The organism is Bacillus sp. S14(2024), assembly GCF_050473785.1.
Taxonomy (GTDB): Bacteria; Bacillota; Bacilli; order Bacillales; family Bacillaceae_G; genus Bacillus_A; species Bacillus_A yunxiaonensis.
Genome location: NZ_JBFLUP010000006.1, coordinates 1,860,227 through 1,872,483, shown reverse-complemented (window position 1 = coordinate 1,872,483; position 12,257 = coordinate 1,860,227). Strand labels below are relative to the sequence as shown.

General features: G+C 33.5%; 15 protein-coding genes. 6 read left to right on the top strand and 9 right to left on the bottom strand.

Annotated features, from left to right (window positions below):
- The first annotated feature begins 92 nt into the window (after positions 1-92).
- The gene (locus AB1279_RS09930; protein WP_429758599.1) at positions 93-428 is read left to right on the top strand and encodes a hypothetical protein; all 336 of its coding nucleotides are present in this window, start codon (positions 93-95) and stop codon (positions 426-428) included.
- 154 nt (positions 429-582) lie between these two features.
- Here the strand turns inward: AB1279_RS09930 and AB1279_RS09925 are convergent, their stop codons facing one another.
- From AB1279_RS09925 to AB1279_RS09900, 6 genes are all read right to left on the bottom strand, one after another.
- Positions 583-1,086 carry an N-acetyltransferase family protein gene (locus AB1279_RS09925; RefSeq protein ID WP_429758598.1) on the bottom strand — a complete coding sequence of 168 codons (504 nt, stop codon included), beginning with the start codon at positions 1,084-1,086 and terminating at the stop codon, positions 583-585.
- A 73-nt stretch (positions 1,087-1,159) separates the two neighbouring features.
- On the bottom strand, positions 1,160-1,831 hold the full coding sequence (locus AB1279_RS09920) for an HAD family hydrolase (RefSeq protein ID WP_429758597.1): 672 nt from the start codon (positions 1,829-1,831) through the stop codon (positions 1,160-1,162).
- A 93-nt stretch (positions 1,832-1,924) separates the two neighbouring features.
- On the bottom strand, positions 1,925-2,491 hold the full coding sequence (locus AB1279_RS09915) for a hypothetical protein (RefSeq protein WP_429758596.1): 567 nt from the start codon (positions 2,489-2,491) through the stop codon (positions 1,925-1,927).
- A gap of 309 nt (positions 2,492-2,800) precedes the next feature.
- Positions 2,801-3,820, bottom strand: a complete 1,020-nt coding sequence (locus AB1279_RS09910) for a zinc-binding alcohol dehydrogenase family protein (RefSeq protein WP_429758595.1) — start codon at positions 3,818-3,820, stop codon at positions 2,801-2,803.
- A 300-nt stretch (positions 3,821-4,120) separates the two neighbouring features.
- Entirely contained in the window at positions 4,121-5,575 is a 1,455-nt protein-coding gene (locus tag AB1279_RS09905; protein WP_429758594.1) for a sodium:solute symporter family protein, read from the bottom strand.
- A 16-nt stretch (positions 5,576-5,591) separates the two neighbouring features.
- Positions 5,592-5,798 (bottom strand): DUF3311 domain-containing protein, encoded by a 207-nt coding sequence (locus AB1279_RS09900; RefSeq protein WP_429758593.1) that lies wholly within the window; start codon positions 5,796-5,798, stop codon positions 5,592-5,594.
- Between the two features lie 397 nt (positions 5,799-6,195).
- Between AB1279_RS09900 and AB1279_RS09895 the strand changes: the two genes are divergently transcribed.
- The gene (locus tag AB1279_RS09895) at positions 6,196-6,423 is read left to right on the top strand and encodes a hypothetical protein (RefSeq protein WP_429758592.1); all 228 of its coding nucleotides are present in this window, start codon (positions 6,196-6,198) and stop codon (positions 6,421-6,423) included.
- Positions 6,424-6,561: 138 nt separating this feature from the next.
- Here the strand turns inward: AB1279_RS09895 and AB1279_RS09890 are convergent, their stop codons facing one another.
- A complete protein-coding gene (locus AB1279_RS09890) occupies positions 6,562-6,843 on the bottom strand; it encodes a hypothetical protein (protein WP_429758591.1) in 282 nt (93 codons plus the stop codon).
- A 656-nt stretch (positions 6,844-7,499) separates the two neighbouring features.
- On the opposite strand from AB1279_RS09890, the gene AB1279_RS09885 reads away from it, so the two are divergent.
- The 4 genes from AB1279_RS09885 (at position 7,500) to AB1279_RS09870 (ending at position 9,955) form a co-directional block, all read left to right on the top strand.
- Positions 7,500-7,961: a MarR family winged helix-turn-helix transcriptional regulator gene (locus AB1279_RS09885; RefSeq protein WP_429761337.1), complete on the top strand. Its 462-nt coding sequence runs from the start codon at positions 7,500-7,502 to the stop codon at positions 7,959-7,961.
- Between the two features lie 157 nt (positions 7,962-8,118).
- Positions 8,119-8,943 (top strand): class I SAM-dependent methyltransferase, encoded by an 825-nt coding sequence (locus tag AB1279_RS09880; RefSeq protein ID WP_429758590.1) that lies wholly within the window; start codon positions 8,119-8,121, stop codon positions 8,941-8,943.
- 177 nt (positions 8,944-9,120) lie between these two features.
- A complete protein-coding gene (locus AB1279_RS09875) occupies positions 9,121-9,363 on the top strand; it encodes a hypothetical protein (RefSeq protein WP_429758589.1) in 243 nt (80 codons plus the stop codon).
- A gap of 64 nt (positions 9,364-9,427) precedes the next feature.
- Positions 9,428-9,955: an HXXEE domain-containing protein gene (locus tag AB1279_RS09870; RefSeq protein WP_429758588.1), complete on the top strand. Its 528-nt coding sequence runs from the start codon at positions 9,428-9,430 to the stop codon at positions 9,953-9,955.
- A 45-nt stretch (positions 9,956-10,000) separates the two neighbouring features.
- On the opposite strand, the gene AB1279_RS09865 is transcribed toward AB1279_RS09870, so the two are convergent.
- Positions 10,001-10,774 (bottom strand): Cof-type HAD-IIB family hydrolase, encoded by a 774-nt coding sequence (locus AB1279_RS09865; protein ID WP_429758587.1) that lies wholly within the window; start codon positions 10,772-10,774, stop codon positions 10,001-10,003.
- 303 nt (positions 10,775-11,077) lie between these two features.
- Complete coding sequence (locus AB1279_RS09860; protein ID WP_429761336.1) at positions 11,078-12,169, bottom strand: DUF3626 domain-containing protein; 1,092 nt, start codon at positions 12,167-12,169, stop codon at positions 11,078-11,080.
- Positions 12,170-12,257 lie beyond the last annotated feature (88 nt).

Here is a 12,257-nt window from a genome sequence, read left to right as displayed (position 1 = left end):
AATGTGACCTCAAAGACCTTTTATAAATAATACGGATACAGTTAGTAAGGATAAAAAAGGAATCTATTTGTTATGCAGAGGTGATTATAGTTGTGAAAAATCGTATCAGTAATTATACTGGAGGAATTTCGTCTGTAGGTATTTTTTCGCTTTCGATAATTTTCCTTTATCTTAACCCTTATACTGCGGAACCACCCAATCAACAAACTATTTTTAGTGTTTTCATTATACTATTACTTCCTTCTTGTTTAGCATTGGTTGCATTAATAATGATGAGAAGGCTAATTTTAATGAGTATTTTTTTCACATGGCTGTTACCGGCTACTATCTATTTAGGCATTGCTGCAATTCCAAGTATTTGGAATTTATATATTATTCTTCTAATCATCTACCTTATTTCTATCTTTTTAGTAAAAGCTGATAAGTAAAAATCCTTACCAGTACGATGTATTATTTCAATAGTATATAGGTAACGGTAATGAACTACGGGGGATCTTCCTTAAGTTTTAAAGTAAAAGCAAATTAAACATAAAATAAAAATTGCATTGGAGAAATCCGCTGCAATTTTATTACGTTTTGGAGTTATTGCAAATACAATGCCATCATAACATTATCTGCATATTGTCCGTTCTCAAATTTAATCTGTTTTTTCTCTCTACCTTCTTCTTTGAAACCTATTTTTTCATAAACGTTTATCGCCCGTTCATTTGTTGATATAACACCTAAACAAATTTTTTCTATGCCATCTTGTGTTTTTGCCCAATCTATTAATTGCAAAAGCATTTTTGTTCCTACACCTTGATTACGATAATTATCTAAAATCCCTATTCCAAATGAGCCGGTATGATTTAAGCGCTTCATTGAGTTTCTTGTAAATACTAAAAAACCAACAATACGTTCACTGTCTTCTGCAACGAATGTTACACCGCCCTGTTGGCTATTTGTAATTGTTTTCTTTTTCTGCGTTTCAATATCAACATGAAATTCTTCGCTTGTAGCAAGAAAAAACTCATTTTGAGAGATAATGCTTTTTCGAATATATAAAATGTCTTCTGCGTCTTTTTCTGTTGCCTCTCTTATGAGCAATCCAATTCCTCCAATACTATTTATCTACATGTTCAATTTTTAGTTTTTTGTATTCTTCTATACCATTGCTTTATTAAACTCTTTGGAACACATTAATTTTAGACAACAACTCTTGTAAATCATCAATTACATGTTCATCTGTAAATGGCTGTCCCCAAAATGTATCCTTCTTCCATATTGCATGCATTCCTATATTCCGAGCTCCTATTACATCATTCTCCGGATGATCGCCTACGTATACACTTTCTTCAGGACTGACTCTTAATCTTTCTAAAGCCCTTAGGAAAATTTCAGCTTGTGGCTTTTTTAGGCCCTCTTGCTCGGACACTAGTATAATATCCATATACTTCTCAATCTCTAGAGCTCGAATATTCAGTAACTGAAATTTAGTAAATCCATTTGTAATCATACCTAATAATAGTCCTCTATTTTTAAGTTCTTGTAAAACATATTCCATATGAGGAAAAGGAGTACAATGATGTTGAAAATTGGTTATGTAATCCTCTAATAATTGCTCCCAGGTTACACTCGAAATAGAATATTCTTGGAGTAATTGCTGATATACTTTGTCTTTCCAAACGTATCCTCTATGATCTAGTTCAATGAACCTCGTTACATATTGTTCTTCACGTATATGCTTAAATTCATTAATGTACCTTTTATATTGATCTCTAATAAAGAGCTTAAGAGAACAATCCCTATCTAATAGAGTTCCATCTAAGTCAAAAATCATAGCCTTAATCATTCTTTCTTCTCCTTTTCATCAGAATTCTTGCTACTATTTAAAATAAGTCCTAGATAAAAAAGCAAATTGTATACATAGTTGATTCACAGATCATCATTTTACTTCTTTCACTTTGATAGACATACTACCAATCGTACTCGTACCGTTTTTCATGGTTACCTTTACATCCCCTGCTTCTTTAAACGTATAAGGAGACAGTTCATAAATTTCTTTTACTTTAAATTTCTGATTCAAGTCTTGTATAGATCTAGCCGTAAGCAAAGACATTTTAGGCTCCCAAACTTCTTCTTTTCCGGATGGATACTTGATGAACATTCGAACATCTGCTGGGTGAATATCTTTCCAAAGTATTATATACATTTGCGTTTCTTGCCCTTTTTTAATCAATGTATCCGAATAATACCCTAACTCTCCAACGTTTCCAAAAACAGTATGTTTCTCATTGTTTACTGTAATATCAATAAACGGGAGTTTGTATGTCATTTTATGATATATTCCGTAAGCTATACAAAAAATAGAAATAATCGTAAGTCCTAGAAGAAATTTTTCCAGTTGTTTCCCTTGAAAACTTACCATCATAACTGAATTTGGAGCGATTTTTTCTGCTAATAAAAAAACAAGGATCACAATTAAAATTCCAATCCCAATAAAAATATACATACAATTCCCTCCCGCTTGATATATGTAAATTGCACCCCTTATAACGCTCTTTTACACCGCTCCATCGTTTTCCTTCCTTACTGCCATAAAAATTTTGAAAGCGAAGCAACTCACTCTACTACAACGATTCAATATTACTTACAAGATGTTTTCTGTGAAATAATATATATATGAGGAATCTTATGAAATTAGAAAAGAGCAGGCCATTTATTTTTGAAGAGGATAAACATAATAATTTTTCATCCATTAAAAAATGGAGCTATAATACATACAGCTCCATTTTCCATATATCACTATTCATTTATAGTTTTAAAATGTTTCTAATACGATTTTCCCAATCGTACTTCCTGTTTCAATCATCACATGCGCTTTTCTAATATTAGCAGCGTGAATTGGCGATAATGTCTCGTTTAATGTTGTTTTAATCGTATTTTGCTCAAGCAATTCACTAACTTGATTTAATAAAAGGTGTTGGTTAATCATATCTTCTGTATAGTACATAGGTCGTGTAAACATGAATTCCCAAACAAATGTAGCACTTTTACTTTTTAATAAACCTAATGCTAATGGTTTCTCATTTTCTACAATCGAACAAATCCCCCCTTGTGGTTTGATTACTTCTGCCATACCGTTCCAATGTTGATCCGTATTATTTAAGCAAAAAATGTAATCGACTTCTTCTATTTCAATCTGTGACAATTGTTCTTCAAATGATTTATGGTGATCGATCACATAATCAGCACCTAAGCTTTTAACCCACTCTTTCGTTTCATTTCGAGAGGCTGTTGTAATGACGTTAAGACCCGCCCATTTCGCTAATTGTATCGCAATCGAACCAACACCACCTGCACCGCCAATGATTAAAATATTTTTTGATTTGTTCTTTTCCTTATTATTAAAATCAATTGCTAAACGTTCAAACATTCCTTCCCACGCTGTAATAGCTGTTAAAGGTACAGCAGCTGATTGTGCGTGAGTTAAATTTTTCGGTTTTGTTCCAACAATTCTTTCATCTACTACATGATATTCACTATATGTACCAGGTCTTGTAATACTCCCTGCATAGAAAACTTCATCACCCGGTTGAAACAGCGTACAATCTTCCCCAACTTCTACAACAACACCACTAGCATCCCATCCAAGTATTTTCGGCTCTTCTTCTTTCTTATCTTTTGGCGCTCGAACTTTTGTATCAACGGGATTAACAGAAATGGCATGGATTTTAACGAGTAAGTCTCTCCCTTTCGGTATAGGTCTTGGTAATTCAATATCAATCAAACTGTTCTCATTTTCGATCGGTAAATATTCTAATAAACCAATTGCTTTCATGTTCATTTCCTCCGTTTAATAAAATTTGTCTTCTCTTTGCATTATAGATTGCAAATTTAAATTATGTAAGAAGGCACATTCATGTAGTATAGTATCATTAGTGTTACTGTTACCATCAATAAATATTACTATGGAGTGCTGTCTTTATGAGGAATAGAAAAAGCGGTTATGGTTGCCTTAATCATTATTTCTCTGATTGGATTATATTTTAGGAAATCAAGCATACACCAATACAAAATTAAATTGAAATAAAAAGCTGCATTATATCAGCTTCCTATCATTTTAAAAATATATTTAAGATTAGCTCCCTACATGTTTTTGTGACGAAATTGAAGGCTGACTAGAATTTTTTTGTTTTGTGATGGGAGCTACGAAGATTGGATTACTTTTAAATAACACACTGACTGCATATGCAACGATTACATTTAATAAAAGAGCAATAAGGCCGATATTTATATTGTAAATACTAATTTTCCCTATACTCATTCCAAGTACCGCCACATCTCCGGCAAGAATACCTGCGGCAATTCCAATTGGAGTAAGTTTACGAATAAAGAAAACACCGATAAATCCTGGAAGAATCTGTCCAAACCCATAATAAGCTGTATTAACAAGAGATATCATTAAGCTAGGGGCAAAAATCGTTATGGCCATAGATAGCAGTAAGTATAAGATGACTACACCTTTAATTGATTTTAGCTGCGCTTGTTCCGATATATTCTTTATAAGATTACGAGAAACTAAAGCACCAATGACAAGGCTAATCATAGATAGCACTACAATGCCTGATAACACTGCTCCTGCTGCAATGACGCCAATTAACCATGGAGGCAGCAAAGAAATTGCCGTAGCCATAAATGCACTGTTAGGTTTGTCTAGATTTGGTATTGTAGCCAGAGCAAAATACGAGATGATGATTAAAAATGGAAACATAAACATATAGAGCGGCATGACAATCTGTGCTTTTTTTACCGCTCGTTCAGAACGGCCAGTAAAAAACACACCTGTAACATGAGGAACTGCATAAAATGCAAATGCTTGAAAAATGATAGTTGAAATTGCAAAGTTCATATCCATTGGTTTATCAACTTTGACTAAAGCCCCCTGTTGTTTCGCCATTTCAAATAGGTGGGACACACTGCCAACCTTGTGTAAAACTGCTCCGCCTACAATCACAATAGCAAGAAACATTAGAATATCTTTTACGATAGAAATAATAGCCGGTGCTTTCACGCCTGATACCGATATGTATATATAAGCCATAACTCCAGCGATAATAGTCGCTACAGGAGCTGATAAGTGAAACCCCAGTGCATTTAAAGAAACAACCAGCCCTTCGAATTGTAATTGAGCCCATGGAATTAAAAAAATGAGTGCTGTTATCGTAACAGTCAATTCTAGACCTCGATGCGAATAATGACCTTTAAAAATATCCGCTATGGTCATTGCACCGTACTGCTTACCTGCCCGCCAAATTAAAGGTGCAAAGAAATAGCCGACAGCATAAGCCAGCAGGATATATCCTAAAAACCATATTCCATAACTTGGCCCTTTTGCATATACACCACCTGGAAATCCTAAAATAGTACCTACACCGTAAATTTCACCCACAGCTAAGAAAAATAGCAATATAGCGTTAAATTTTCGGCCTCCTACTAAATATTGCTCTACGCTGAGTTGCTCACTCTTCTCTCTTGAATATACAGCATACAGAATAGTAGAAAGTATGATAACAGAAAAAATAATTAGTGACATATGGTATCCCCCTTTTCTATAAATCCCCCTTCAGATTATGACGATCATACAACATCCAAGATAACCAAAGACAAAGCGATGTAAGCGGCAGCCATAGAAAAATCCAAAAATAAACGATCGGGAACCCCATGATGCTTATATTAGATGATGCAATAAATGGTAAGACACCAACAATAGCCGCAAACGGAATAATCATTCCAATAAAAATACTGCCGAACTTCATAGTGTACACCTCCTTTCAAAATAATATGACAATTTATAGAATTATCATTTTCTACATAAAATGGTAATTTCCTGTTTTGATTCAAAATTAATAACAACAATGAATATAGACCAAAACATATAAAAGCACGGCCGACAAGTAAAATCGGCCGTGCTTTTTATAAAGTCATAACTTATCTTACACGATTTTGGTGATATCGAAACATAAGAAGCCAGATGAGAGAACTCAATCATCCACGCCCTTATCAAAAAGTAAGACTAAATAGAAGAGATTTTAGTTATATACTATATATATCCAGTTAACAAAATATTCTATTTTATTTACAATTAAATAATATATTTTGGAAACCACACGAATTGTAATCTGAAAAATGGGTTAATAGAATAGGAGGAGTATTATGGCTCGTTGTACAAATTGTAAGGCGAGATGGAAAGCAAAAGATGTATGGTCTCTATTTTTCCAAAATGATGGTAAAGATTGTCCGTATTGTAATCAAAGACAATATATTTCAGCCGAAACCTTTCGTTTTTCAAGTGAAATTTTACGCGGCCTCTTTTTATTCCTTTTTCCTTTCTTCGTTGAACTAAGCGATGAGAGTCCTTTAGAAGACTTTAAGAAAAAATAATATAGATTTACTCCGTTTTACCTCCCCTTCTCTTTTTAAAAAATAGCCCTGTTAAATTTTAATGTTGATAATTGAGTAAATTAGAGGGAAACCCTTATATTTTGGTTTCCCGTTTTTATACTTTCGACTTGTTCGCTGTTAAGAAACATTTTTTAGCCAAGTAATAATTCGAAGTACCTGAAATGGTTCAAACCAAGTAATTAAAAACATCACAACGAAGAAAGAAATAAGTGATATGAATTTTAATGTTCCTTTTTCCCTTTTAGCAACTGCTATAAAACTTAGTACAATTCCAACTAAAAAAGAAATAAAACTAAAAAGGACAATCGATTCAGAATAGCCATCTATTATCGAATTTAATCCGAATAATAATAGCCCTATAAACATCAAGACTATTGACAAAACACTAAATTTTTTCATAATTCCACCTCCAAATATGATTTTACTATTTTAAGGAGTAAACGATAATTATTTTTTGTTGCATAAGAACTAACAATTACACGATAAACTTAGATAAGCGTAAGCTCTCATACAAATGTGATATTTAGTTAAATGTACCCCTAATATAAGACTAAACAAAAAATGAGAGCATGTATAACAACTCTCTCATCTGAAAGCAAGTTCTATTCAGCTGTCTTGTTACGAAACTTTCGTATATCTTTCATGATAAAAAGGACAGATAGGAAAACAACAGTATCACAGAGAAGCATAAAAAACATATTAAACATCGAGTTCCCTCTTGTTGATGCTATGGCACCTCCCAATCCAAAAAAGAGAAGCAAAGAGTTAGACGGATATAGATAATTCCTACGTATGATAACAAATACAACACTAAATATGACTAATATATATGTAACGTATTTCAACACTTCTACCAGCACTTCCATTACTTACTCACCCCATTTCATTCCTTTATATTCCATTTTATCATGTAATAAACAGAAAAAATATATTGTATTCATGTGGAATTAACATAACAACTCACTATATTCCCCCCTCGTTTTGTAAACAATCATTTACAATAAACAGAAGAAAACGTTTATTTTACCGAAAAATAGTAATATAATATTTACTAAATTGATGAAGGGAGAAAAATGATGGAGGATAAAGATTTAGTAAACGAATACTTGAATCTGTTGATGAATATGTTTGGAACTTTCAAATTATTATCCGAAAAATCAGCAGAATTTACACATATAGAACAACATGTAGTTGAGTATGTTTCCCAGCAAGGTAAACCTGTAAATTTGAAAACAATTTCTCAAAATTTAAATATACCGAAGCAACAACTTAGTGTTACAGTGCGTAACCTGGAGAAAGATGGCTATATAACAAAGAAACAAGATGATTTAGATAAACGAGCAATTTTAATTTCGCTAACGAAAAAAGCAGAAGATGTGCAACATGAACGATGGAAACAAATATATAACAATTTCACGGATAATCTCGAAAAATTATCTGATGAAGATCGACGTGACTTGTTGTACGGGTTGCATAAAACAAATAAAATGCTAGCAAAAATGATCGAGGATAATTAATCATGAAGTAAAGAGAACGTGTCTCGATTCATGGAATCGAACACAAAATCCCTTACGTAAGAATAGACTGAATTTATTTTCACAAATAACACTATTATTGATTCATTTTCTAGTACAACAGGAGTTCTGATACAGCAGTTTGAAACGGAGGATTTTTATGGTAAAAATGATAGATTTACAATCGGTTCAAGGTACTATGCTCATCCCTCTTTGGGGACGTGCCAATGGCAGCGAGAAGAATCCAGAAATTTTGGATGACAAGGAAGCTATTAACATTATCAAAGGATGTGATTTTGACTTTGCCGATATAGCCAAAACTTTTGGTGAATACGGCGGGATAACCTACATCGTTCGTGCTCGTAAAATTGATGACACAATCCGCAGATTCATCACTAAGTATCCTCGTGCTACCATTGTAAACATCGGCTCTGGGTTAGATACCACATTTTCAAGAATCGACAACGGGACGATCAATTGGTATAATCTCGATTTGCCCGATGCAATAGCTTTTCGTAAAACACTAATAGCAGATTCACCGAGAAATGTCAGCATTGCCAAATCTTTTTTTGATATTTCATGGTTTGACGACATTAAGTTTAATAAGGATGATGGAATACTCTTCGTCTCAGCAGGAGTTTTTTATTACTTTCAGGAAAGTCAACTTAAAGAAATGTTTTCCTCCATGGCACAGCGCTTTCCTGGCGGCGAATTGTATTTCGACGCGGAATCTAAATTTGCGCTTGGACTTTCAAACCGCACAGTTAAAAAGTCTGGCAACAAAGGCGCCATGATGTACTTTTACGTCAATAATCCAAAATCTATGGAAAAGTGGTCACCAAAAATAAAAGTATTAAGCTGTGAATCGTTCTTTAAAGGAATACCTACAAAAAAACAATGGGAAAGCAGCACACGCGTAATGGTACGAATTGTTGATCTTATAAAGATGCTAAAATTCGTCCATCTACGCTTTGAGGACAGATGAAAGTAACCCCGGAGACCTAATAAGATTACAAGGTATGAAAAATGCCAGTATAATTGACGGAATATTGATAATGGAAACAATGAAAAAACATGGCAAAGAGTTAAATATCTTTTAGGGATATCGATTTGTCTAATTGAATATATATTATGGAATCATTCATCAAAAAGGGGATATATGATGACAATATCAAAACTGATTCAAACCTTGTCATTATTAAGTGCTGTAGCTGTTCTTGTTGTCTCTATTTATGGTTTTATTACTGAATCAATCAGCTCCAATATTTTAATGATTCTACTATTTGTAATGACCGTACTTCAAGCAGTAAGAGCTTATCAATTAAAACAAAAAGCTACACTTATGCTTACCTTTTGGGTGTCTATATTTATACTCCTTGTATTAGGAAAAATGTACTTCTTATGATACAAAAATGAAGCCTTTAGTAAAGGCTTCATTTTTATTAAGTTAAAATTTTAGGGGGATGACAATGAATGAGATACAAGTGATGGTATGGCTTTTTCCAATACTTTTTATTTTTCACGATTTTGAAGAAATAATTTTCATACAACCATGGATAAGGAAAAACAGAGGCTATTTATGTGAAAGATTTCCTACGTTATCAAAAAGGTTATTACCTCATTTTGATAATATTACAACATCATCTTTCGCTCTTGGAGTGGCAGAAGAATTTATTTTAATTAGTATAATCACAATTTTTTCCTATGTAATGAATTGGTATAGCTTATGGCTAGGTTTGTTTATTGCATTTACTTTACACTTAGTAATACATTGCTTTCAAACATTGATCATACGAAGATATGTCCCTGCTATTATTACAAGCATTATTTGTTTACCTATCTGCATTTACATCATTAAGCATATAGTACAGTTATTCCCATTAGATACTATTGTCTTGTATTCAATTTTAGGCTTTATAATCATGGTGGTCAATTTAGGTATCATTCACAAAGTGATGGATATATTCAACAAATGGTTAGCACAATATGAACAGTAAAACATCACTCCAAACATAAATGAAATATCAGTTCTTTATGAACCCTTAAATAATCCCATACTTTCTTAGAGCAAAGTCGATTCCATCTTCACCTGACTTTTTCGTGATAAAATCTGCAACTGCTTTTAATTGTTCATTGCCATTTCCCATAGCAATCCCAAGTCCTACTAACTCCAACATGTCTATATCATTTCCTCCATCCCCAAACGCAATAGCCTCTGATTGATCAATGTCAAAATACTGTAAGACACTTTTGATAGCTAGAGATTTAGATACTTCTTCTTGCAATACATTTAAAACAAAAGGATGCCATCTGCTAAACGTTAAATGTGGGAACTTGTGAATGTATTTCTCTACCATTTCATCAGTAGCATACAAGCACATCAAATAGACCTCTTTATTATGAATATGTTTATTTATAGTTGGATAAGCATTCAATGACAACGTTTCATTTAATGCTGCTAGTATTTCTTTATCTTCTACACCGTTCATACTAAAATCTTCTGTAAAGAATGACAGCCCGTTATTCTCGATATATGCAAATTCAACCACTTCTCGAATGATGTTTTTATCCATTGGTACTTTATAAAGAACTTCTTGATTATGCTTCACATAAGCCCCATTTGCTGTGATGAACGTATCTACTCCTAATTTTCTTATTTCATCGCACATAGATAACGGTCTTCCTGTTGCTGCAACCACCCTTAACCCTTTGTTTTTCAGTGCTTTTATAGCCTCTTTCGTACTATCTGAAATACTACCATTTTCATGGTGTGTAAGAGTTCCATCAACATCAAAAAATACAATTCTATAATCCATAAGATAGCTCCTTTAACAAACAATAAATAAGTCAGAAGGTATGTACACAAAAAAACAAAAATATTCAGAAAAATATTCACTTAAATAATATAAGCTTAAATATATTAATTAGCAACATTTCTAAAGATAAGAAAAACATGACTCATTGTGAAATAAAATCAACGTCTGATTTTCTAACAGACACAAATTTCATTCTAAATTTTTCTTGTTTCGCTCTGTTAAAGATTATTGTTAATATTTCACAAAAAAGAAAAGAACCAACTTTTTGGTCCTTATCTACGTTTTCTTGAACTTACGCACCCTCTAGTTCAATTTCCGATTCGGCTTTCCATATCTCACTAAAACGTGCCATAATAATTTTAATTCCTGAAGCACCTCCTCATAAGTTCCGCGATCGCTCCAAGATACTGGATTGCGCTTCAAGCCCATTACAGCAGATCCAATTATGTTCGCATCAATAAAATCATTTCGTGCAATGCGTCTTGCCAAGGAAGGCATTGTTGGACCTCTAAAATCCGCAGGCACCTCTTCTACCATAAGTACAAAGCCCATATGCCAATTAAGATTAATAGAATACTTAAGGCATATTTGCTCTAAAGTTCTCCCTACTTGAGTGTCCTTGAATGAAGGATCTGCAACAAGTACTTCCACATCTTCTTTAAGAGAAATATCCCCATGAACCTGGGCTTCAATATAGTGGTTAAGATTGCGGTTTGCCTCTTTGTTTGCTAGGTCCGTAAACGGCCTTTCTAGATTAACCAATAAATGATTGATTAATCTTGCTGGCGTCAGATTTCTTTCACCAATTGCAAAATCTCTTAAGAACGCCTCTTCCAAGAGAGCAGCCAAAATGATGTCAAACTCTTCATAAGTCCCCTTTTCTTTTGGGTCTTGATGCGAATCCAAATACGTGTATGTAGAACGATGAGAAACCTCAGGGGATAATAGAAAATAGCATGATCCAAAACGTGGAGCAGGCCCATCTGGATGTAACATCAAATTTAGTGCCCCATATTTAGGCCGTTGATTATTGGTTGTGCCCTCCAGTTGATATGCTCCTCCAAAAATCCTTTTCTCCCAGAGGTCTCGTTCACCACCAGAGTAGGCGGAGACGCTGCCATTAGATAAAAATGTTTCAAACTGACTCTTATATATTCCCTGCTCAAGCAGTGCTTCAGCAACGCTTTTCATAGTCGAATCTGGTCTATCTGGATGAAAATGTAGACCAATCTTTGCGTGAGACTTTAAGTTAGCAACAGCATTCTCAAAAATTTCATCCGAGATATTAGACATTTTAAGTATGTGATGAATTGTTGCTTTAGCGTCATGTTTATAGTTCCTTGCATACTTTGTAATATGCTCCAAAGCCAATAGTTGAGACCTTGATAATTCCATGAATGCATCTCTCCTTTCAATAAATTTCCTTAGTATAATTTGTTCTCCTTGTATTTCAAATGAAGTTTGATTCACAATCTACTCCCCA